General features: G+C 65.8%; 14 protein-coding genes. 10 read left to right on the top strand and 4 right to left on the bottom strand.

The features are described 5' to 3' along the window. Both SLQ30_RS04070 and SLQ30_RS04065 read left to right on the top strand, forming a co-directional pair. The coding region (locus SLQ30_RS04070; protein WP_319458305.1) for a non-ribosomal peptide synthetase at nt 1–7,195 on the top strand (7,195 nt) is incomplete at its 5' end. A gap of 47 nt (nt 7,196–7,242) precedes the next feature. Beyond that, complete coding sequence (locus tag SLQ30_RS04065) at nt 7,243–8,169, top strand: class I SAM-dependent methyltransferase (protein WP_319445534.1); 927 nt, start codon at nt 7,243–7,245, stop codon at nt 8,167–8,169. Between the two features lie 151 nt (nt 8,170–8,320). Here the strand turns inward: SLQ30_RS04065 and SLQ30_RS04060 are convergent, their stop codons facing one another. Next, nucleotides 8,321–9,658, bottom strand: a complete 1,338-nt coding sequence (locus SLQ30_RS04060) for an argininosuccinate synthase-related protein (RefSeq protein WP_319445608.1) — start codon at nt 9,656–9,658, stop codon at nt 8,321–8,323. Nucleotides 9,659–10,596: 938 nt separating this feature from the next. Here SLQ30_RS04060 and SLQ30_RS04055 point away from each other — a divergent pair. The 3 genes from SLQ30_RS04055 to SLQ30_RS04045 are packed head-to-tail and all read left to right on the top strand — an operon-like array spanning nt 10,597 to nt 14,069. Beyond that, entirely contained in the window at nt 10,597–11,361 is a 765-nt protein-coding gene (locus tag SLQ30_RS04055) for a class I SAM-dependent methyltransferase (protein WP_413467908.1), read from the top strand. 48 nt (nt 11,362–11,409) lie between these two features. Further along, nucleotides 11,410–12,984 carry a signal recognition particle protein gene (gene ffh / locus SLQ30_RS04050; protein ID WP_319445533.1) on the top strand — a complete coding sequence of 525 codons (1,575 nt, stop codon included), beginning with the start codon at nt 11,410–11,412 and terminating at the stop codon, nt 12,982–12,984. Next, the gene (locus SLQ30_RS04045; protein WP_319445532.1) at nt 12,984–14,069 is read left to right on the top strand and encodes an amidohydrolase family protein; all 1,086 of its coding nucleotides are present in this window, start codon (nt 12,984–12,986) and stop codon (nt 14,067–14,069) included. The genes ffh and SLQ30_RS04045 overlap by 1 nt, the downstream gene beginning before the upstream one ends. A 7-nt stretch (nt 14,070–14,076) precedes the next feature. Here the strand turns inward: SLQ30_RS04045 and SLQ30_RS04040 are convergent, their stop codons facing one another. Further along, nucleotides 14,077–15,711, bottom strand: a complete 1,635-nt coding sequence (locus SLQ30_RS04040) for a sulfite reductase flavoprotein subunit alpha (RefSeq protein ID WP_319445531.1) — start codon at nt 15,709–15,711, stop codon at nt 14,077–14,079. A 97-nt stretch (nt 15,712–15,808) separates the two neighbouring features. Between SLQ30_RS04040 and SLQ30_RS04035 the strand changes: the two genes are divergently transcribed. Beyond that, nucleotides 15,809–16,786, top strand: coding sequence for a cyclase family protein (locus SLQ30_RS04035; protein WP_319445530.1), 978 nt, complete (start codon nt 15,809–15,811; stop codon nt 16,784–16,786). Here SLQ30_RS04035 and SLQ30_RS04030 read toward each other — a convergent pair. Continuing rightward, on the bottom strand, nt 16,776–17,609 hold the full coding sequence (locus SLQ30_RS04030; RefSeq protein WP_413467907.1) for a D-alanyl-D-alanine carboxypeptidase family protein: 834 nt from the start codon (nt 17,607–17,609) through the stop codon (nt 16,776–16,778). The two genes, SLQ30_RS04035 and SLQ30_RS04030, sit on opposite strands and share 11 nt — an antisense overlap. A 147-nt stretch (nt 17,610–17,756) precedes the next feature. Further along, nucleotides 17,757–18,617, bottom strand: a complete 861-nt coding sequence (locus SLQ30_RS04025; protein ID WP_319445528.1) for a D-alanyl-D-alanine carboxypeptidase family protein — start codon at nt 18,615–18,617, stop codon at nt 17,757–17,759. A gap of 166 nt (nt 18,618–18,783) precedes the next feature. On the opposite strand from SLQ30_RS04025, the gene SLQ30_RS04020 reads away from it, so the two are divergent. From SLQ30_RS04020 to SLQ30_RS04005, 4 genes are all read left to right on the top strand, one after another. Next, entirely contained in the window at nt 18,784–20,598 is a 1,815-nt protein-coding gene (locus SLQ30_RS04020) for an N-acetylglutaminylglutamine amidotransferase (RefSeq protein WP_319445527.1), read from the top strand. Continuing rightward, nucleotides 20,598–22,316, top strand: a complete 1,719-nt coding sequence (ngg, locus tag SLQ30_RS04015; protein WP_319445606.1) for an N-acetylglutaminylglutamine synthetase — start codon at nt 20,598–20,600, stop codon at nt 22,314–22,316. The genes SLQ30_RS04020 and ngg overlap by 1 nt, the downstream gene beginning before the upstream one ends. A 61-nt stretch (nt 22,317–22,377) precedes the next feature. Continuing rightward, the gene (locus SLQ30_RS04010) at nt 22,378–23,595 is read left to right on the top strand and encodes an osmoprotectant NAGGN system M42 family peptidase (protein WP_319458304.1); all 1,218 of its coding nucleotides are present in this window, start codon (nt 22,378–22,380) and stop codon (nt 23,593–23,595) included. A 29-nt stretch (nt 23,596–23,624) separates the two neighbouring features. Next, nucleotides 23,625–24,056: a nuclear transport factor 2 family protein gene (locus SLQ30_RS04005; RefSeq protein WP_319445525.1), complete on the top strand. Its 432-nt coding sequence runs from the start codon at nt 23,625–23,627 to the stop codon at nt 24,054–24,056. Nucleotides 24,057–24,076: the final 20 nt, after the last annotated feature.

Below are 24,076 nucleotides of genomic sequence, written 5' to 3'. Positions count from 1 at the left end.
TGCGCGGCTCGCTGGTTTTGCCGGCGTGGTCCTCGATGTCGAGGACCCCCGTATCGAGGCTCAACCCGGCACCGCGTTGCCCGCGCCGAGCGGCGACGATGTCGCTTATCTGATTTACACCTCGGGCACTACTGGTACGCCGAAGGGGGTGGCGGTCACTCACCGCAGTGTGACGGGGTTGTTGGCGGCCTTGGATGCGGGCCTGCCGGTTGCGGGGGTGTGGTCGCTGTGTCATTCGTTGGCCTTCGACGTCTCGGTGTGGGAGATCTTCGGGGCGCTGCTGCGTGGTGGGCGGGTGGTGGTGGTGCCCGAGTCGGTGGTGGGTTCGCCGGACGACTTGCACGAGGTGTTGGTCAACGAAGGGGTCAGTGTGTTGACTCTGACGCCGTCGGCGGTGGCGATGCTCTCCGATGAGGGGTTGGAGTCGGCGACGGTGGTGATGGCCGGTGAGGCTTGCCCGGCCGAGGTGGTGGATCGGTGGGCGTCGGGGCGGGTGATGGTCAATGCCTATGGTCCGACCGAGACGACGATGTGTGTGGCGATCAGTGCGCCGTTGACGGCGGGGTCGGGTGTGCCGCCGATCGGTGTGCCGGTGTCGACTGCGGCGTTGTTCGTGCTCGATGGGTGGTTGCGCCCGGTGCCTGCTGGGGTGGTCGGTGAGTTGTACGTCGCCGGTGGCGGGTTGGCCTGTGGGTATGTGCGCCGGGCCGGGTTGAGTGGGTCGCGGTTCGTGGCGTGTCCGTTCGGCGGTCCTGGGGCGCGGATGTATCGGACCGGGGATTTGGTGTGTTGGGGTGCTGATGGGCAGTTGCAGTATCTGGGTCGCGCTGATGAGCAGGTCAAGATCCGCGGTTATCGCATCGAGTTGGGTGAGATTCAGGCTGCGCTGGTCGGGTTGGACGGGGTGGAGCAGGCGGTGGTGGTCGCCCGCGAGGACCGCCCCGGTGACAAGCGTTTGGTCGGGTACATCACGGGCACAGCAGATCCGGCTGAGATTCGCGCGCAGCTGGGCGAGCGGCTGCCGGCCTATTTGATCCCGACAGCGGTCGTCGTCCTCGAGGCGTTGCCGTTGACACCCAACGGCAAACTCGACACCCGCGCCCTGCCCGCACCCGAGTACACCGCGGGTGAGTATCGCGCCCCGACCAATGCGGTCGAGGAGATCCTGGCCGACATCTACGCCCAAGTGCTCGGGCTGGAGCGCGTCGGCGTCGACGAGTCGTTCTTCGATCTGGGTGGGGACAGCATTTCGTCGATGCAGGTGGTGGCGCGGGCGCGTGCGGCCGGGGTGCTGTGCAAGCCGCGCGACGTCTTCGTCGAGCAGACCGTCGCCCGGCTGGCCCGGGTGGTCATGGTGGCCGACGGTGACGTCGGTGTGGTCGACGAGGGTGTCGGCCCGGTAGTCGCGACGCCGATCATGCGCTGGCTGGCAGGCGTGGACGGCCCGGTCGAGGAGTTCAACCAGACCGTCGTCATGTCGGCCCCTGCAGGGGTGTCCGAGGCCGATGTGGTCGTGGTGTTGCAGGCGGTGCTGGATCGCCATGCCGTGTTGCGGCTCCGTGTCGACGACGATGTGGCCGGCGGCGGGTGGTCGTTGACGGTGCCCGAGATTGGTTCGGTGGATGCCGGCGCGTGCCTTTCCACAGCCGACGTGTTGTCCGATGCGGCGTTGGTGGCGGCGCGGTCGCGGTTGAACCCGGGTGCCGGGGTGATGCTGAGTGCCGTGTGGGTGGCCTCGTCGGGTCAGCTGGTGTTGATCGTCCATCATCTGGCCGTCGATGCGGTGTCGTGGCGAATCCTGTTGCAGGACATCAACATCGCCTGGGCTCAGCATCACCGTGGGCAGCCGATCGCGTTGCCGGCTCCGGGGACGTCGTTTGCCCGGTGGGCGTCGCTGCTGGCCGAGCACGCCCATGCGGCGGAGGTGCTGGCGCAGGCCGACGCCTGGACGAAGGTGGTGGCGGTCCCGCCGGTGCTGCCACCGGTGCAACCCGAGCGGGACACCTACGCCACTGCTGGCCAGTTGTCGATGGCGCTGGATAGCGAAACGACGCGGATGCTGTTGGGGGAGGTGCCTGCGGCGTTTCATGCTGGGGTGCAGGACATTCTGTTGATCGCGTTCGGGTTGGCGGTGGCGGAGTTCTTGGGTAGCGGCGGCGCGCCGGTCGGTATCGATGTGGAGGGCCACGGTCGCCAGGAGGAGCTGGGCCCGGATGTGGATCTGTCGCGGACGGTGGGCTGGTTCACCGCCAAATATCCTGTGGTGCTTGAGGTCGGCGGGCTGTCGTGGGGACAGGTGGTCGCCGGTGACGCGGCGCTGGGTGCGGTGATCAAGGATGCCAAGGAACAGCTGCGCGCCCTGCCCGATCCCCTCACGTATGGTCTGCTGCGCTATCTGAACCCCGACGTGGATCTGCCCGGCTCCGATCCGACGATCGGATTCAACTACCTCGGTCGGCTGGGCGCCCCGGCCACCGAGGCGCTCGGTGAGATATGGGGGATCAGTCAGGAAGGCTTGTCGCTGGCCGCCGTCGCTACCGCGGTGCCGATGCCCTTGGCGCACACGGTCGCGCTCAATGCCGGCACCGTGGACACCGACCTCGGCCCGCACCTGCACGCGAATTGGACGTGGGCGCCCTCGGCAACCGATCGTGATCAGGTCAGTCGGCTGGGCCGGTTGTGGTTCGACGCCCTGGCCGGCATCTGCGCCCACGTGCGAGGTGGCGGGGGCGGGCTGACCCCGTCGGACATCATCCCGGCGCGGCTGAGCCAACACCAGCTCGACGAGCTTCAGCAGGACTATGAGATCGCGGACGTGCTGCCGCTCATCCCGTTGCAGCAGGGGCTGCTGTTCCACGCCAGCACGACGCGGGGTGGCGATGACGATGTGTACGCGGTGCAGCTGGCCTTCACCGTGACCGGCCCGCTCGACCCCTCCGGGCTCCGCGATGCAGTGCACACCGTGGTCAAACGGCATCCCAACCTGGCGGCCCGGTTCTGCCCTCAGTTCGACGAGCCTGTGCAGATCATCCCGGCCGATCCCGCGCCGGGATGGCGGTATGTCGAGCCCAAGGCCGGCGGCGTCGAACTCGACGAGCAGATCGAGCGGGTGTGCGCCGAGGACCGTGCCGCGGTCTGCGAGCTGGCCGACGGGCCGGCTTTCCGAGTGGCGTTGATTCGCATCGCAGCACACCGGCATCGATTCGTGCTGACCAATCACCACATCGTGATGGACGGCTGGTCGCTGCCCATCCTGCTTGGGGAGATATTCGCCAGCTACTACGGGCAGCGACTACCCGCGCCGGTGCCGTATCGCAGGTATGTCAACTGGTTGGCGGACAGGGACATCGATGCCGCCGAGGCGGCGTGGCGGGAGGTGTTGGCGGATTTCACCACCCCCACATTGGTCGGACCGGCGCAGAGCTTGGGGTTGCGCGCCAAAGGCGTGGAAGCGTTTCGGCTGCCCGAGGAGACCACGCGGGCGATTGGTGAGCTGGCGCGTTCGCATCACACCACCGTCAATACCGTGCTGCAGGCCGCGTGGGCGCAGCTGCTGACGTGGCTGACCGGTCAGCACGACGTCGCCTTCGGCACCGCGGTCTCGGGCAGGACCGACGTGCTCGGCGCGGAGACCATGGTGGGGCTGCTGATCAACACGGTGCCGGTGCGCGCCACCATCACACCGGCCACCACCACGGCCGACCTGCTAGACCAACTGCAAAGCGCTCACAACGCCACCCTGGAACATCATCACCTGGCGCTCAACGAGATTCACCGCATCGCCGGCCACGATCAGCTGTTCGACACCCTGTTCGTGTACGAGAACTACCCGATCGACACGGCCGCACTGTCCGGGGACCACGAGATGGCCGTCACCGACTTCTCCATCAGCGAGTACAACCACTACCCGCTGACGGTGCAGGCCACGCCGGGCCCCGAGCTGGGCCTTCGCGTCGAATTCGACACCGGAGTCTTCGACGCGATGGACATCGCGGCGCTCGTCACGCGGTTGCAGCGGGTGCTGGTGGCGATGGCTGCCGACCCGACCCGGCGGCTGTCGACGATAACTCTGCTCGACGCGTCCGAGCATGCCCGGTTGGACGAGATCGGCAAACGTGCGGTCTTGACCCGGCCCGAGACGCCGGTGTCGGTTCCGGAGTCGTTCGCCGCGCAGGTGGCCCGCACGCCGGACGCGGTCGCGGTGATCTTCGAGGGTCGATCGACGTCGTATCGCGAGCTCGACGAGGCGGCGAATCGGTTGGCGCACCTGCTGATTGACCACGGCGCACGCCCGGGTGCGTATGTCGCGTTGCTGCTGGGACGCTCAGCCGACGCCGTCGTGGCGATTTCGGCGGTGCTCAAGACCGGGGCGGCCTACCTGCCGATCGACCCGGCGCTGCCGCAGGCCCGGATCGAATTCATGCTCGCTGACGCCATGCCGATCGCCGCGCTCACCACCACCGGTCTGGCCGACCGGTTGAACGCCTTCGACGGGCCGGTCATCGATGTCGCCGACCCCCGCATCCCGACCTATCCGACCACGGGCTTGCCGACGCCCGGGCCGGAAGATATCGCGTACCTCATGTACACCTCGGGCACCACCGGTGCGCCCAAGGGGGTGGCGATCACCCACCACAATCTGACCCAGCTGCTGGCGTCGCTGGACGACTGGCTCGCGCCGGAACAGGTGTGGTCGCAATGGCATTCGTTGGCGTTCGACGTTTCCGCGTGGGAGATGTGGGGTGCGCTGTTGCGGGGTGGGCGGCTGGTGGTGGTGCCCGAGTCGGTGGGCCGCTCGCCGGAAGATCTGCACGCCTTGCTAGTGGCCGAACAGGTCAGCATGCTCATCCTGACGCCATCGGCGGTGGGTATGTTGTCGCCGCAGGGGCTGGACGGGGTGACGTTGGTGGCGGCGAGTGAGGTCTGCCCGCCCGAGTTGGTCGATCGGTGGGCGCCCGGGCGCGTGATGGTCCACTCGTACGGGCCCACCGAAACCACGGTGTACACATCGATGAGTGCGCCGTTGGCAGTGGGGTCGGGGTCGCCGCCGATCGGCTCACCGGTCGCGGGGGCGGCGTTCTTCGTCCTGGACGGATGGCTGCGGGCGGTGCCCGTGGGCGTGGTCGGTGAGTTGTATGTCGCCGGTGCCGGGGTGGGACCCGGGTATTGGCGCCGGGCGGGGTTGACCGGGTCCCGGTTCGTGGCGTGTCCGTTCGGCGGGGCCGGATCCGCGCGTGGAATGAGGATGTACCGCACCGGGGACCTGGTCCGGTGGCGCAAAGACGGCCAGTTGCAATTCGTGGGACGTGCCGATGAGCAGGTCAAGATCCGCGGCTACCGCATCGAACTCGGCGAGGTGCGGACGGTATTGGCCGCCTGCGACGGGGTGGACCAGGCGGTTGTGGTCGCCCGCGAGGACCGTCCCGGTGACAAGCGCCTCGTGGGCTACGTGACCGGCACCGCGGATCCCGCCGAGGTGCGCATCGCGCTGGCCCAGCGGCTTCCGGCCTATATGGTGCCGGCGGCAGTGGTGGGGATCGCGGCGCTGCCGCTGACCCCCAACGGCAAACTCGACACCCGTGCCCTGCCTGCACCGGAGTACACCGCCGCTGCGTACCGGGCCCCAGGCACCGCGGCGGAGAAGATCCTGGCAGGCATCTACGCGCAGGTGCTCGGGCTCGAGCGAGTCGGGGTCGACGACTCGTTCTTCGACCTGGGTGGGGACTCGCTGTCGGCGATGCGCCTGATCGCCGCAATCAACACCCGCTTGGACACACACGTCGGTGTACTCGCCTTGTTCGAGGCGCCAACCGTTGGACGACTGAGCCAGCAATTGGCGAGACATTCCGGCCCGGCCGACGGCACCGACTTCGCAGCTGTGCACGGACGCAACGCCACGGAGGTGCACGCCGCCGATCTCACGCTCGACAAGTTCATCGATGCTGCGACGCTGACCGTCGCCCCGACGCTGTCATGCAAAACCGTCGAGATTCGGACGGTTCTGTTGACCGGAGCAACCGGTTACCTCGGGCGCTACCTGGCCTTGGAATGGCTCGAGCGGATGGAGGCGGTCGACGGCACGCTGATCTGTCTGGTGCGAGCCGAGACCGACGAGGATGCGCGGGTTCGTCTGCTTGAGACCTTCGACAGCGGCGACCCGAAATTGCTGCGGCACTTCCATGAACTGGCCGTCGATCATCTGGAGGTCATCGCCGGCGACAAGGGCGAAGCGAATCTCGGGCTGGACGAGGAGCTCTGGCAGTGTCTGGCCGACACCGTCGACCTGATCGTCGATCCCGCGGCCATGGTCAACGGTGTCCTGCCCTACAGCGAGCTGTTTCGGCCCAACGTCGTAGGCACTGCGGAGCTGATTCGGTTCGCACTCACCACGAAACTCAAGCCCTACGGTTACGTGTCGAGTGGCGACGTGAGAATCCAGATCGATTCGTCCGCGTTCACCGAAGATGCCGACATCCGGGTCATCAGCCCCACCCGCTCGAATGACGGCGGCTTCGGCAACGGCTACGCCAACAGCAAGTGGGCCGGCGAGGTGCTACTGCGCGAGGCCCACGACCTGTGTGGGCTGCCGGTCGCAGTGTTTCGCAGCGACGTGATCCTGGCCGAGCCGAACTACGCGGGTCAGCTCAATGTGTCGGACATCGTCACCCGGATGGTGCTCAGCTTGGTGGCCACCGGTCTCGCGCCCGGCTCGTTCTTCCAGCTCGACGCCACCGGCAACCGGCAACGCGCGCACTTCGACGGGCTCCCAGTCGATTTCATTGCCGAGGCGATCGCCACGCTGAGTGCTCAGGTGATCGACGGGTTCGAGACCTATCATGTGATGAACCCGCACGACGACGGCATCGGACCCGATGAGTATGTCGACTGGCTGATAGACGCCGGTTACCCGATCCAGCGCATCGGTGACTTCGGGGAGTGGTTTCAGCGGTTCCAGACTGCCTTGGGTGCCCTGCCGGATTGGCAACGCGAGCACTCGGTGCTGCAGATGTTGCGGTTGAACAATTACGAGCAGGTTGAGCCCCCCGAGCCGACCCTCGGGTCCTTCGCGCCGACCGACCGATTCCGTGCTGCCGTGCAAAAGGCGAAAATCGGCACCGACAAGGACATCCCGCACGTCGTGGCGCCGATCATCATCAAATACGTCACCGACTTGAAAATGTTCGGGCTGCTGTAGCCCGCTCGAGGAGTTCCACCCGCACCGACAATCCCCGGAGGAACAAAATGCGCCGAATCACCCTTTCGATCTACTGGGCGATCTTGACGGTTGTCCGCTCCTTTGGCCTGATGCGACAGAAAGACGCAGCGGCCTATTACACGATACTCGGCGATGACGTCATCGATTTCATGAACGAAGGTTACGTCGATAACTCGAAGCCGCTGTGGCTCAACAACGGTTACTGGAAAGCCGCTCGCACGTATCCCGACGCATGTGTCGCAATGGTCGAACTTCTGGGAACACGGGCTGGCCTGCAACCAGGCGATGGAGTGCTTGACGTCGGTGTCGGTTTCGGGGAGCAGGACTTCGTTCTTCTCGATTGCTTCAAGGTGGCACACATCACGGGGATCGACGTCACACCCGTCCATGTCGACAAGGGCCGCGAACGCGTCGCCAAGCGCGGTCTGGAGAAACAAATCGACATTCGACTCGGTTCCGCGACCGCAATGGAGTTTCCCGAAGCATCGTTTGACAGAGTCTTGGCCCTGGAATGTGCATTCCACTTCGACACGCGTGACCAATTCATGCGCGAAGCATTTCGCGTCCTCAAACCAGGAGGAACCATTGCGCTCGCCGACATGCTCCCGACTCCAGGCAGGCAACCAAGTCTGACGACGGTCTTCAGCCGAAAATACGGCCACATCCCCGAAGCCAATTACTATGACCGCGACGAGTATTTACGGCGGCTGGCTGCTGCGGGATTCGAAGATGTCCGCGTTGAATCGATCCGGGAAGACGTTTTCCCCGGGATGGCCAAATACGCTCGGCAACGCGTCGAGGGAAGAAAGAAGATGGACGAAGTGGTCGTGGAAGTCTCGGAAGAGGATCGTGCCAACTGCCGCGGCGTAGAGATGTGGGAACGGGGAACCGGCTTGACGGACTATGTGATCGCGTCGGCGCGAAAGCCTTTGGACACCGGAATTCAGGCCTAACTGATCAGAGCCCGGTGAGCAGAATGGGATTTGACGGGCTGTCGAAGTCGCGGCGCCGTACCGCGGCAGGCCTGGGCGATATTGGTGGCGCCGCTCAGGTGGTGGCGGATGATCCCGCTCATATCGTGGCCAGTGACGGTTTGCTTGGCGTTCAGTCGACCGACGTTGTCCAGTTCGGATCATCGGGCGCCGCTGGCAAGGGGTTTTCGGGTGACAAACGGTGTGCAGCAGCATCACGCGGCAGGCATTCGCGAGCCCCCGACGCCTGCTCGCCGTTGGCGCGGTGCTTCAACCCGGCGTCGAGCCACCGGCTCGTTGTAACGGACCTGGCCGCAGCAGCTTTGGCGTACTCCCACTGCTCCCGGTCACGAATGTAAAGCGGTGATACCGCCTTCAAACCCGCGAGTTCAAAGCCCCCGTTACGAAGGGTAAACCGGACGTCACCGCTGACGCGTTGAGCACACTCTTCGAGGAAGGACTGCAACGCCTTTCGGAGACCGCGGAACCATCGACCCTCTACGGCCTCCATGGTCAGGGCTTCGCCGAGAGTGCGCATCCAACGGAGGGTCTCCACATCGACCGTCGCCGACGCGAGCTGAGCGAATGCCTCGAGGAGGAGTGTCGCGGCGGGAGCCTCGCGGACCTCGAGTACTTTTTCGCCATTTTCTAAATGTTCCAGGCTGCTAAACCGTCCGATACCGTAACGTCCAACTTTGGCGTTGAGGCCGGAGATCAGTTCGACAAGATCTGTGACAGGTTGTCTGTCCACTGATACGACGTGACCTCTATCAAAGCCGAGCTCTATAACGCGGCTCGCGGTTTCAGATGCGACAGACCATTGGTACAGATTTTGATCGATTTCGAATCCTTCGGGATCGTCTAGAGTTCCACTCTCGAACTCTCTGCACCACACGTTGGTGTCGGTGCTTGTCATTCGATTCGCGAAACCAGTGATTCCGAAGGTCTCCTGAAGTTGTGAGCGTTTGAAGTCGCGGGTCATGGCATCGAACTCGTATGGCGATCCGAAGTAACCTTCAAAACCTAGGTCGGAAATAGCTCCGTTGAGCCTCCGCAAGCTATTTTGCGACTGATTGGCCGTGTGAACAAGACACTTGGCACCGACTGATCGCGCGAACTCCACGCCGACTCGGGCAATCAATGGCCGTGACAACGAAGCGCTAATGGGATGCTGACCAAGATATCTGCCCCCAGCAAGAATTGACGGGTAAACGAACTCCTCGACGAATTCCTTTTTATAGTCGAGCCGCTTGATTTCGACACTGAACTTGTTCGCGATGCATGAGAATTGTTCGATATTGAAGTCGTCTCCGACATCGACGGACAGTGCTATGAGTTGCACGTCAAGTCTCGACAACTGTGCCAAGAGATACGTACTGTCCAACCCGCCCCCGCACAAAGTCACGATAGTGTCATTGCGGTGACACAATTCCTCTATATCCGAAAAGGACCGAACTTTCCTGTCATTCATGTAGTCAGACCCCTGCTCGCGAACCACCAACCGTTCGGCCGAAGCGTCTGAAAACGAAGAATGCACGACCGTCCGGCACCTCCCCACCTAGGTCAGGCTAACACTGATCTCCATTCATGACATGGTGGTTTGTTGATTGACAGCTCCCCGACAAACCGGCGCGTCTTGCTGTGTGGCGGTACGCACCTGGCCGGGAAGCTGGACACCGACGCGGGTCAATACGTGTGGCAGTTGGGAGCCGCGTAAAGCCTTCCGGCTCAACGAAACATTCCGGGCAGCGCCACCTCAGTGCGCTGTACGAGCCGACCTTGCGCCTGTAGGCGGCAGATGTGCCGACGCCCAAAAGCGGGCTGCCTGCATCGGCCGCACCCGTCATGGCAGGAGGTCATCGCGCTCAAGTGCGGGCGCTCTTCGAGCCTCGCAGGATCTCTCGGATGCCATCTGCCTGAAATGCGCTCTGCTGGCCGAGCGACAGGTGCGGCGTGCTCGCGCTCGCCAAAGTGACGCGGCAGCAAACAGGTTGTCAACCAACCACCTCCTATGTGTGGCGCAGCTCATGGGCTCGCGATGGCCCAGTGTTTTGGCTTACCGCTGGGCGAATTAGTAGCCATCGGACTTCGCTGGATGTTTAGTTATTGCGTGTCCTCAAACTTCATGGGGAAGTGAAGACGGATAGCCATCAGAAATCTGACACCGCGGAAGTTGTTTCATGCAACGCCGTTCGCCGATTTTGAAAATGCATTGATTGGGCGATCTGATCAATTGTGCGTGTTATTGGTCTATTGGCCAACGCTTATCTTCATCGGCAAGGTGATCGCTTCGCAAAGCAGCCCCAGCAAGGCGCCCGCGCTTGCCCACTCCACGTCGCGACCCATTGCCCTCTTGACTTACTGCGGTTTCTTGCCGAACCACGACTGCCGCCATCCATGATGGTCCACATGGACAGGAGAGCCCACGACCTTGTGAGCATGCCCCGAGGCGGGCCGGACGCCTCCTGGCTGGACCGGCGGCTCCGCACCGACCGGTTGGAATACCTGGATCGCGACGACGACGACGACCTCAAGCGCAAGGTCATTGAATCGCTCGACCGCAGCGGACGTCGACGGTTCTTGGGTGCCTACGAGATGTGCGCCCGAGCGGCGCTTGATGAGGTGGCCGACATCGCGTCGCCGAAGATCCTCGAACTCGGATGCGGTCTGGGCGGATTGTCGCGCAAGCTGCTCGAGTACCACCCCGCTGCTCAGCTGACGGTCACCGACGTCGATCCTGCGTTTGTGACCGCCGTCGCCGCCAGCGACCTCGGCAGTCACCCACGCGCCACTGTGCGGGAAATGGACGCGACCGCGATCGAGGCTCCCGACGGGTTTTACGACCTCGCCGTGTTTGCGTTGTCGTTGCATCACCTGGCGCCTGAGCAGGCCGCCGGTGTGCTTGCCGAAGGGACTCGGGCAGCGAAGGAGTTGTTGGTCATCGACCTCCGGAGGTGGCGGGCGCCGCTCCAATTGGTGCAGTTGGCGCTCACTCTGCCGTTCACTGGGCTGATCCCGCCGCTACACGATGCGGTCATCAGCTCGCTACGCGCCTATAGCCCGTCGGCGCTGCGTGCGCTCGCCGGGTACGCCGACCCGGCGATTACCGTCGAGTTTCGCACCCGACCGCGGGGCACTACGGCAATGGTTGCCGCTCGCGCGAGGAGTCGATGACCAGCATCCACGCCGTCCCGCATGAGTAGCGACCGCTAGGCTTGTCGAGTGTTTGAATCCCTATCCGACCGGTTGACCGGAGCCCTGTCGGGGCTTCGCGGCAAGGGGCGGTTGACCGACGCCGACATCGACGCGACCACCCGCGAAATCCGGCTCGCCCTACTCGAGGCCGACGTCTCGCTTCCGGTGGTGCGGGAGTTCGTCGCCCGCATCAAGGACCGGGCCAAGGGCGCGGAGGTGTCCGGCGCGCTGAACCCGGCGCAGCAGGTCGTCAAGATCGTCAACGACGAACTCATCGGCATCCTCGGCGGGGAGACCCGCGTACTGGCGTTCGCAAAGACGCCGCCGACGGTCATCATGCTGGCCGGTCTGCAAGGCTCCGGTAAGACCACGCTCGCAGGCAAGCTCGCGAGATGGCTGCGGGAACAAGGTCATACCCCCCTTCTGGTGGCCTGCGATCTGCAGCGGCCCGGTGCCGTCAGCCAGCTGCAGATCGTCGGTGAGCGCGCGGGCGTTCAGGTGTTCGCACCACATCCGGGGGTTTCGCCCGGCGGAGCCGACATCGCGGAGATGAAGGCCGGTGACCCGGTCTCGGTTGCCGCTGCCGGCTTGGCCGAGGCCAAGGTCAAGCACTTCGACGTGGTGATCGTCGACACCGCGGGCCGACTCGGCATCGACGAGGAGTTGATGGGCCAGGCCGCGGCCATTCGCGACGCCGTCAACCCCGACGAAGTGCTGTTCGTCCTCGACGCCATGATCGGCCAGGACGCCGTCACGACCGCGGATGCGTTCCGCGAGGGCGTCGGCTTCACCGGCGTCGTGCTGACCAAGCTCGACGGCGACGCCCGCGGTGGCGCGGCGCTGTCCGTCCGCGAGGTCACGGGCGTGCCGATCATGTTCGCGTCGAGCGGCGAGAAGCTCGAGGACTTCGACGTCTTCCATCCGGATCGCATGGCCAGCCGCATCCTGGGCATGGGCGACGTGCTGTCGCTCATCGAACAGGCAGAGCAGGTCTTCGACGCAGAGAAGGCCGAGGAGGCGGCTGCCAAGATCGGCTCGGGCGAGCTGACGCTGGAGGACTTCCTCGAACAGATGCTGATGATCCGCAAGATGGGGCCCATCGGCAATCTGCTCGGCATGCTGCCTGGCGCAGGCCAGATGAAAGATGCCCTGGCCGCGGTCGACGACAGCCAACTCGACCGGGTGCAGGCCATCATCCGCGGCATGACGGCCCAGGAGCGCACCGACCCGAAGATCATCAACGCGTCGCGGCGGCTGCGCATCGCCAACGGGTCGGGTGTCACGGTGGCCGAGGTCAACCAGCTCGTCGACCGGTTCTTCGAGGCGCGCAAGATGATGTCGTCGATGGCGGGCCAGATGGGGATGCCGTTCGCTCGCAAGAGCGTCAGCCGCAAGGCCGCGAAGGGCAAGAACAAGCAGGCAGGCAAGAAGAAGGGCAACCGGGGGCCGACGCCACCGAAGGTGAACAACCCGCTCGGCGGCCCGGGCGCACTGCCCGCGGGCTTCCCCGACCTGTCGAACATGCCGAAGGGTCTCGACGAACTGCCGCCCGGATTGGCGAACATCGACCTGTCGAAGCTGAAGTTCCCCGGCCAGAAGTAGTGGCAGCGCTGCACGTCCGAGGCTACGGGCTCCCCGATGGCCAGCCGGTCGAGTGGTGGATTGCCGACGGCGTACTCAGCGCGGAGCCGATTGCCAACGCCGACACCGTGTTCGGTGCTGACGGGGCTGGCGGCTGGATCATTCCCGGGTTGGTTGATGCGCACTGCCATGTCGGGCTGGGTGAGCACGGCGCGACCGAGCTCGACGAAGCGATCTCCCAGGCCGAAACCGAGCGCGAGGCCGGCGCGCTGCTGCTGCGCGATGCCGGCTCGCCCGTCGACACCCGCAGCCTCGACGACCACGACGAGCTACCGAAGATCATCCGGGCCGGACGCCATCTGGCCCGACGGGGCCGGTACTCGAGGGGTTTCGCGATCGAGTTGGAGGACGAGTCGCAACTTCCCGACCTCGTCGCCGAGCAGGCCCGGTTCGGGGACGGCTGGGTCAAGCTCGTCGGCGACTGGATCGACCGCGGCGTTGGCGATCTTGCCCCGCTGTGGTCCGACGAGGTGCTGCGGGCCGCGATCGACGCCGCGCACGACAACGGGGCCAGAGTCACCGCGCACGTCTTCGGCGAGGAGGCGTTGCCCGGCCTGATCAATGCGGGCATCGACTGCATCGAGCACGGGACGGGCCTGACCGATGACACGATCGCGTCGATGGTGCAGCGCGGCACGGCGCTGGTGCCCACTCTGATCAATATCGAGAACTTTCCCGGAATCGCTGATGCGGCAGGCAAATACCCGACATACGCCAAGCACATGCGCGACCTGTACGCCTCGCGCCACGCGCGGGTGGGCGCTGCGCACGAGGCGGGGGTGCCGATCTACGCGGGCACCGACGCGGGCAGCATGATCGCCCACGGCCGCATCGCCGACGAAGTCGATGCGCTGAAGACCGTCGGGCTGAGTCCGACTGCGGCGCTTGGTGCAGCGTGCTGGGATGCGCGCGCCTGGCTGGGCCGACCCGCCCTCGAGCACGGGGCTCCGGCTGATCTGGTGTGCTACGCCGACGATCCGCGCACGGGTGCTGACGTGATCAAACGCCCTGACCTGATCATCTTGCGCGGCAGGGTGTTTGGCTGAGGTCGACTCAGTACACGTCCCGCACGTAGCGATGGTTCTTGATGAGCTCGTTGACATACGCGTGAGCGGCCGCGGCGTCCATCCCGCCGGCCGTGGCGACGATGTCGTGCAAGGTCTTGTCGACGTCCTTGGCCATCCGCTTCTCGTCGCCGCACACGTACACGTGCGCCCCGTCCTGCAGCCAACCGTAGAGCTCTCCTGCGTGCTCCCACATGCGGTGCTGGACATAGGTCTTCGCACCGTCGACGCCGTCCCGGGAGAAGGCGAGGTCAAGCCGCGTCAAGGTGCCGGACTCGACGAAACGGGTGAGCTCGTCGCCGTACAGGAAGTCGGTGGCTCGACGCCGGTCTCCGAAGAACAGCCACGACCGCCCCGAGGCGCCGGTCGTCTCGCGTTCCTGCAGGAAGCCGCGGAAGGGGGCGATGCCGGTGCCGGGCCCGATCATGATGATCGGCACGTGGGGAGCGGGCAGCCGGAAGGAGTTGTTGGGCCGCAGGTGCACCCGCACCGTCTCGCCGCGGTCGGCGAGGAACGTCGAGGCGACGCCGCCGTGGCTGCGCTCACCGGCGGTGTACCGCACCGCCGCCACCGTCAGGTGCACGCGGTCGGGGTGCGCGGCCGGACTCGAGGCAATCGAGTAGTCGCGGAACTGAAGCGGCCGCAGGGTGTCGACGACCTCGTCGACGGTCAGGTCGGCCAGCCTGATCAGGTCGAGCACGTCCTTGCCATACAGCCAAGAGCCAGGTCCGACTGTCGCCTCACCGCTGAGTGCGGCGCTGGCCTCCGGGTCGTGGGTTCGGTTGGCCACCAGGGCCTGTAGCGCCCGGGATGGCGCGCGGATCTCCAGCTGCTCGGAGAGCAGCACGCCGAGCGGCGCGTCATGCTCACCGACTTCGTAGTCGGGGCCGACGCCGAGTTCGGCCAGCACCGAAGCCACCAGAGCCGGATCATTCGTGGCGTGCACGGCGATGGAATCGCCTGTCTGATAAGAGCTTCCGGAACCAGTGAACTCCACTTCGTAGTGTCGGACCTCCTTGTCGGAACCCGCCGAGGTGAGCAACTGATTGACGACGATACGGGCGTCGAACTGGTGATGGCGTTCTCGGCTCTGCTGCTCGTTGCGATCGGACGGCGCGGCAGGGGCGGCAGGGGCGGTCTCGACCACCGCGCCGTCACCGGCGAGGTTGGCAGCCAACAGCTTGACGACGTCGGTCGTCCAGGCTGCGGCGGGTTGTTCGTAGAAGCCGTCGACGTCGACGCGATCGGCCAGCCTGGTGGCACCAAGGGCTTCCAGCCGCTCGTCGAGGAGTTTGCCTGCGTTGCAGAAGAGTTCGTACGAGGTGTCGCCCAGCGCGAGTACCGCGAAGCTCAGGTGCTCCAGCCGTGCGGCGTCGTCGGCGCCCAGCGCTTCCCAGAAAAGGAGCGCGTTGTCCGGGAACTCGCCCTCGCCGAACGTCGAGCAGACCACGACGAAGTGGGTCGCCTTCTGCAGCTTGGCGAGGTCGACTTGGTTGAGTTCGATTGCCTCGGCCTCGATGCCGACGGCCGCCGCACCCTCGGCGAATGTCATGGCGGCATCTTCGGAGTTGCCCATGTCGGTGCCGAAGGCGACGACCAGGGTGAGTTCGGGCCGGCCGGTCACGAGCGCTCCCCTCGGGTAGGCGCGCAGGGTCGACCCGCGCGAATTTAGGGTGACCTTACTTGGGGTTGGATGGCCTTGGGGGCCTACGTTTTCACCTATGCCAGACCATCGCGCCCACTTCGACTTCCAGATTCGGTTCGCCAACGGCGGAGACTTGACGGGAACCGGGTTTCGACTCGACCTGCCCTCCGACGATCTCGACGAGGCGGCGATCGGAAGACTGCTGGTGGCCCATCTCGGGCTCGCGCTCGTCGACACCGTCGAACTGCAAGGGCTACGCATCGTGGAGGAGCCGCACCGCGGGAGTCGCGGCGTGGAGCCCGGCCCAGGGCGCGGCGTCGCAGCCGCTCGCGTCGTTGATCTCAGTCACCGCATCCGAGCCGGTCTTATTACCTACCCCGGCCTGCCCGCGCCCGTCATCACGCCACACCTCACTCATGCTGATTCGCGCGAGAAGTATGCTCCTGGAACCGAATTCGCGATAGACGCCATCACGATGATCGGCACTACCGGAACTACCCTTGACTCACCGTTCCACCGATACGCTGACGGGAGCGACCTCGCGGGGCTCGACCTGTCGACGCTGGTCGGGCTTCGGGCCGAGGTCTTCCACCTCGACGACGCGTGGGACGTGCAGCGGCGTGGCATAGGTGCGGAGACCCTGGCCGACCGTGACGTGCGTGGCGCCGCGGTGCTGTTGCACACCGGCTGGGACCGCCACTTCGGGACCCCGGGCTATGGCGCGGGTGCGCCGTTCCTCACCGCGGCAGGCGCCCAGCACCTGATCGAAGCGGGCGCCGCGCTGGTGGGCATCGACTCGGTCAACATCGACGACACGGAATCCGGTGGCGAGCGACCCGCCCACACCCTGCTGCTCGCTGCCGGGGTGCACGTGGTCGAGCACCTCACCAACCTCGGCGCGCTTCCGCCGCGAGGCACCAGGTTCACCGCGGCCCCGCCTGCGGTGGAAGGGTTCGGAACGTTCTCCGTGCGCGCGTTCGCGGAGTGGCCCGCCGAACCCACTCCCCGGGTCGCTCCGCTCCTGCCCGCCGAGGTTGCCGAGGTTACTGCCTGAAGCCCCAATCAAGCAGCCCGATCGCCTGCCCGTAGAGATCGCCGCTGCTGTACATCAGCACCACCAGCAGGTGCCGCCCGTTGCGTTGTGCGGCGGTGACGAACGTATTGCGCGCGAGGTCCGTGTAGCCGATCTTGCCTGCGTAGTCGCCGGGGTAGCGGGTCAGCAACTCGTTCTGAGCGTCGATCGTGCGGAGGTTGCCGTCCTTGTCGGGGAAGGAGGCCGACTGGGCCGCGAAGATCTGGGCGATCAACGGATACTTCAGCGCCTGCCGGTAGATGAGTGCGAGATCGTGCGGCGTGGTCACGGTTTCCCAACCGGGCCCGTCAAGCCCGGATGGGGACGACGCGCGGGTGCTGCTCGCGCCGAGTGCTTGTGCCTTGGCGTTCATCGCGGCCACCGCGACCTTCTGCCCACCAAGCATGTCGGCGAGCATGTTGGCGGCGTCGTTCCCTGACACCATCAGTAGCGCCGCGAGCAGTTGCGTCGTCGTGTAGGGATGACCCGGCACCAGGCCGACGCACGAACACTCGACCTGGGTGTGACTCTGGTTGGCCCTTGCGAAGTTATCGGGTCTGAGGTGGTCGAGGACGACCATCGCCAACAGCGGCTTGATGGTGCTCGCAGGGGCGTACGAACCGTTGGGATCGCGGCTGCCCAATATCTGACCGCTGTCCAGATCGGCGACCAGCCAGGCTTTGGCCGGACCGTCGGGCGGGGCAATCACCGCTCCGGCAGCCTGGACGTCGGGCTGTGCCCAGCTGATCGGCGCAGTCAGCACCGCGCTGAGCAAGAGCGCCGTCATGGCCAGCAGTCTCCGCACGAACGCTGACGGTACGGAGCTCAGGACTCGTCAAGCGCGCGATCAGGTCTCCGTCGGGTATCGAGTGCAAGGTCTGTCGCGACTTCTACACCAGCGTCGTGACGAGCAGGGCGAAGACAACCGTGGGGTAGAACTCGCGAACCGCGCCTACAGCGTGCCGATACCGGTCGAAGCCCGCTGAGCGAAGCCCCAGTCGAGCAAGCTGGTCGCTTGATCCCAGTACGTCGGGCCACCTTCGACGATCAGGCCGTACATCATCGCGACGACGAGCCGGCGGCCGTCGCGCCCCGCGGCCCCAACGAACGTCTTGCGGGCGACGTCGGTGAAGCCGGTCTTGCCGCCGAGCATGCCGGGGTAGCGGAAGAGCATTTCGTCCTGGTTGACGAGGTTCACCGGCCCGTTGTCCCCGGGGAACGGTGCGCCTGGTGCCGACGTGAGCTGCGCGAACACCGGATTGGCCAGCGCCGCACGGAATATCACCGCGAGGTCGTGGGGAGTCGTGTATCCGTCGATGCCGGGGCCGTTGAGCCCTGACGGCGATCCGGCGTGGGTGTCGACGGCGCCGAGCGCGGCGGCCTTGGCGTTCATCTTGGCCACCGCGGCGTCGTTGCCACCGAGCATGTGGGCCAGGGTGTTCGCCGCATCGTTGCCCGACACCAGCAGCAGACCGTCGAGAAGTTCCTTCGCGGTATAGGTGCGGCCCGCCTTGACTCCGGCACAGTTGCACTCCACCTTGGCGTCGGCCTCGTCGGCGACGACTGTGCTGTCGAGTGGAAGCTCGTCGAGCGCCACCAGCGCGAGCAGCGTCTTGATGGTGCTCGCAGGCGCGTGCCTGGCGTTCTGGTCGCGTCCGGCCAGGATCTCTCCGGTGTCCATGTCAGCGACGATCCACGTCGGTGCCGGGCCATCGGGAATCGGCACCGAACCGACGGCTTGGACGTCGGCGTCTGCCAGCGCCACCGGGGACCCCATCGTGATCGAGGCGGTCAACAGAGCCGCAAGAACCATGGCGGTGACACGAAGCGCTCGTCTGAACATCGCCGCCGAGCCTAACGGGTTCACTTCGGCGCCGCCTTGTGCGCTGCACCACTGGGGTTGATCTTGTTTGTTTGAGCAGCGTGCTGGCGGGATACCCGCAGAGCGCATCCGGTCAACATAAAGGAGCTCCAAAAGTATGTGCGGCATCGCGGGGGAGATCGCGCGCGGACGTCCAGCTGACCTCGCGGCGGTGGCGGCCATGACTGACAGCATGGTTCCGCGCGGCCCCGACAGCAGCGGAGCCTGGGCGAGCGAACGGGTGGCGTTGGGCCATCGCCGACTGGCCATCATCGACCTGTCCACGCACGGACATCAACCCATGCATGACCCCGAGCTCGGGCTCACGGTCGCCTTCAACGGATGCATCTACAACTACCCGGAACTGCGCCAACAGCTGATCGGCCTGGGCTACCGCTTCTTCTCGCACAGTGACACCGAGGTCATCCTCAAGGGGTACCGCGAGTGGGGCGAGCGAGTCGTGGACCACCTGAAGGGCATGTTCGCCTTCGCCGTCGCCGAACTGGACTCCGGGCGCGTGGTGCTTGCGCGCGACCGGCTTGGCGTCAAGCCGCTGTACTGGTGCGACGTCGCCGACTCCGACGGATCGGGTGCGCTGCGGTTCGCCTCGTCACTGCCCGCCCTGGTGGCGGCGGGCGGCGTGGACACCGACGTCGACCCAGTCGCGCTGCACCACTATCTGAGCTTTCACTCCGTCGTACCCGCACCGCGCACCATTCTGCGCGGCGTGCACAAGCTCGCGCCCGGCACGATCATGCGCATCGAGCCGGACGGCAGGCGGGCGTTCGAAACCTATTGGGAGCCAGCGTTCGAGCGGTCGCCGGAGCGAGCCGGCTGGTCGGCAGCGGAATGGGAGGAGGCCATCCTCGCGTCGCTGCGCACCGCGGTCGAGCGCAGGCTGGTCGCCGACGTGCCCGTCGGGTGTCTGCTGTCGGGCGGGCTCGACTCCAGCCTCATCGTCGGATTGCTCGCCGAGGCAGGCCAGCACGGGCTTGCGACGTTCTCGATCGGCTTCGAGGCCGCCGGAGGCGAGGAGGGTGACGAGTTCAAGTACTCCGACGTCATCGCCCGCCACTACGGCACCGACCACCATCAGATCCGCATCGACACGGCCCGCATGCTGCCTTCGCTCGGTGGCGCCATCGGCGCGATGAGCGAGCCGATGATGAGCCACGACTGCGTGGCCTTCTATCTGCTCTCCGAAGAGGTCAGCAAGCACGTGAAGGTGGTGCAGTCCGGGCAGGGCGCCGACGAGATCTTCGCCGGCTACCACTGGTACCCGCCGATGGCCTACGCCGCCGATGGTGATGCCGACGATGCCCTGTCGCGGTACCGCAAGGCCTTCTTCGACCGCGACCACGCTTCGGTCAACCGGCTTCTGCAGCCCGCCTGGCGGCTTGACCACGACGTGGCGGGGGAGTTCGCGCTGGCGCAGTTCGCCCATCCCGGCGCGGCGACGGCGACTGATCGGGCCCTGCGGCTCGACACCACCGTGATGTTGGTCGACGATCCCGTGAAGCGGGTCGACAACATGACGATGGCGTGGGGGCTGGAGGGCCGGGTGCCGTTCCTCGACCACGAGCTCGTCGAACTCGCGGCCACTTGCCCGCCCGAGCTCAAGACCGCGCAGGACGGCAAGGGCGTGCTGAAGGAGGCCGCTCGCCGGGTCATCCCTCATGAGGTGATCGACCGGCCCAAGGGTTATTTCCCCGTGCCTGCGCTCAAACACCTTGCCGGACCGTACCTCGAGCTGGTGCGCGACGCCCTGCACAGTGACGCGGCCCGCGCGCGGGGGTTGTTTTCGCCCGAGTCGGTCGATGGGCTGCTCGCCGAGCCCAACGGCAATCTCACCCCGTTGCGCGGAAACCCGTTGTGGCAGTTGGGCTTACTCGAGTTGTGGCTTGCCCGCCACATCGACGGAGTCGCCCCGTGATGACCTCCGATGCCAAGCCCGCGGCCAAGACCGGAGTCATCCAGGACCTCGGTTGGGGACGGCTGGTGTTCGGGCAGACGTTCGCCGATCCCGAGCAGTTCGGCACCGCCCTGCGCGCCGAGGCCAGCGGCAGGCGCGACATCGGCATGTACCTGGACGCGCCGCACGTCTACGTCGCGCTCCATCCGCAGGAGTTCTTCATCGACCCGAGCTTTACCTACCGCGTCGACCTGACGCAGCCGCTGGAGTACGAGCCTGCACCGGTACCAGGGCTGTCAGTGCGCCCGGTGAACGTGTTGGAGGACTGCGCCGCGATCAACCAGCTCTACCTGCAGTGCCGCATGGTGCCAGCCGACATCGACCTCATGTGGGACAACAGCCAGGCTCAGTCGCACATGGTGTATCTCGTCGTCACCGATGACCACACCGGCGCGGTGGTCGGCACCGTCACCGGCATCGATCACGCCGAGCTCTTCGGCGACGACGAGAACGGGTCCAGCCTCTGGTGTCTTGCGGTTGATCCGACGCTGTCGCGACCTGGCGTTGGCGGGCTGCTGGTGCGCTCGCTCATCGAGGAGTTCATCAGGCGGGGACGCGCCCAGATGGATCTATCCGTACTGCACGACAATGAGGGAGCCATCGCTCTTTACGAGCGGATGGGCTTCGTCCGCGTGCCAGTCCTTGGGATCAAGCGCAAGAACGCCATCAACGAAAAGCTTTTCGCCCCAGCGAAATCCGAGGAAGAACTCTCCCAACTCAATCCCTACGCCCGCATCATCGCCGACGAGGCCATCCTGCGCGGTATCGCCGTCCAAGTGCTCGACGCCAAGGGTGGCTATCTCAAGCTCATCCACGGCGGCACCAGCGTGGTCACCCGCGAATCACTGTCCGAGCTCACCAACGCCGTGGCGATGAGCCGCTGCGACGACAAGCGCGTCGCCCGCAGGGTGGTCGCCGAGGCGGGTATCCGGGTGCCGGAGGGCCGCACGGCGACGTTCAACGAGGAGGACCACGAATTCCTCAGGCAGGTCGGGTCTTTGGTGGTCAAGCCGGCCCGCGGCGAGCAGGGCCTAGGCATCACCGTCGGCGTCATCCGACCCGAGGAGCTGGATCGTGCCATCAAGTTGGCCGCAGAGCACAGCCCGGACGTGCTACTCGAACAGCGTTGCGAGGGTGAGGATCTGCGCATCGTCGTCATCAACGGAAAGGTGATCGCGGCCGCGCTCCGACGTCCGCCCGAGATCGTCGGCAGCGGCAACCACACGGTGCGTCACCTGGTCGAGGCGCAGAGCAGGCGGCGCGCCGCGGCCACCCAGGGAGAGTCCACCATCCCAGTCGACGATCTCACTGCCGACACCGTGCGGGAAGGCGGCTGGGACCTCGACGACGTGTTGCCCCTCAACGAGCATCTGATCGTGCGGCGCACGGCCAACCTGCACACCGGGGGAACCATCCGCGACGTCACCGATGAACTGAACCCGAGGCTGGCTAAGGTGGCGGTGGACGCGGCCGACGCAATCGGCATACCGGTGACCGGCATCGACCTCATCGTGCCGTCGGTGGATGGGGAGGAGTACGTCTTCATCGAGGCCAACGAGCGTCCCGGACTTGCCAACCACGAGCCGCGGCCCACCGCGCAGGCGTTCGTCGACCTGTTGTTCCCGCGGACCGCCGCGACGCCGTGGGCGTGGCAACCCGATCCCGTCGAACCCAGCTGAGCCGTACCCGCCGAACCAGAGAGGAACCATGACCGACGTCGCGACATCCACAGCCCCGCGGATGCCCGTTACCGATCGCAGCTGGATGGTCGACACGCTGCTCGCGTTACTGCAAACCCCAAGCCCGTCAGGCCGCACCGATGCGGTGATGCAGTTGATCGGCGGCATCTTCGATGACATCGGCGTCCCCTTCACGCTGACCCGCCGCGGTGCGCTCACCGCTCAGCTGCCAGGCGCGTCGGCCACGACCGACCGCGCGATCGTCGTCCACGCGGACACCATCGGGTGCATGGTGCGCGAGCTCAAGGACAACGGGCGGCTCGAGCTGGTGCCGGTAGGCACCTTCTCGGCGCGGTTCGCCGCCGGGTCGCGGGTGCGCATCTTCACCGACGACAGCGACGCGTTCATCACCGGAACCGTCATGCCGCTCAAGGCTTCTGGGCACGCATTCGGTGACGATATCGACACCCAGCCGACGGATTGGGAACACGTCGAGGTCAGGGTCGACCGCAACGTATCCACCCGCGCGGACCTCGTCGCGCTCGGCGTGAACATCGGTGACTTCGTCGCGTTCATCACCAGCCCCGAGCTCACCGAGGATGGCTTCATTGTCTCGCGGCACCTCGACGGCAAGGCGGGAGTCGCCGTGGCACTCGCGCTGGCGCGCAACGTGATGGATCGCGAGGTGGTGCTGCCCCACCGCACCACGATCATGGTCACCATCACCGAGGAGGTCGGCCACGGCGCCAGCAGCGGGCTTCCGCCCGACGTCGCCGAACTGATCTCGGTCGACAACGCGGTGTGCGCACCCGGCCAGCACTCGCTGGAGCATGGTGTCACCATCCCGATGGCCGACATGCACGGCCCGTTCGACTACCACCTCACCCGTAACCTGTTGCGACTCGCCAAGGAGCAGGGCATCGCCCACGCCCGCGACATCTTCCGGTTCTACCGCTCCGACGCGGCCGCCGCGATCGAAGCCGGCGCCAACACGCGAGCGGCACTCGTCGCCTTCGGGCTCGACGGCAGCCACGGCTGGGAGCGCAGCCACCTGGATTCTCTCGAAGCGTGCTACCTGCTGTTGGAAGGCTGGCTGCGTACCCCGTTGACGTTCGAGACGTGGGATGCCAAACCCTCTGGCAAACTGCAGGACTTCCCGGCATCCCAGCAGCCCGCACCGACCGAGCAGTGGGTGCCACTGTCGCGCGGTGACCACGCCGAACCGGGCGACGTGTCGCCAGGGGAGCACTGGCCGCCCTCGGAAGGCCCGATGGCCTGAGTCCGCATGGGCGGGTGTTGAATCGAGCAATGCTCAGCCTGGAAGAAATCTCGGACCGCCTCGAAATTCAACAGCTGCTAGTGGCCTATTCGACCGCGATCGACACGCGCCGGTTCGACGACCTCGACGACGTCTTCACCCCGGACGCCTACATCGACTACCGCGCGATGGGCGGTATCGATGGCGCGTTCGGTGACGTGAAGAAGTGGCTCTCCGAGGTGCTGCCGAACTTCCCGGCCTACTCACACCTCATCGGCAACTTCGACGTGAAAATCACGCGCGACACCACCGGAGATACTGCGAAGTCCCGGATCCTCTGCTTCAACCCGATGGTGCTCGACGCCGAGCAGAAGCAAATCCTGTTCTGTGGGCTCTGGTACGACGACGAGTTCGTCCGCACCGAAGCCGGTTGGCGCATGACGCGCCGCGTCGAGACGAAGTGCTTCGACAAGGTGGTTTGAGCGCGGAGTTTGAGCGCGGC

This window comes from Mycobacterium sp. RTGN4, from assembly GCF_033804635.1.
Classification (GTDB): domain Bacteria; phylum Actinomycetota; class Actinomycetes; order Mycobacteriales; family Mycobacteriaceae; genus Mycobacterium.
Note: the sequence above shows the minus strand (reverse complement) of the source record. Positions and strands in the feature narration are given on the sequence as shown.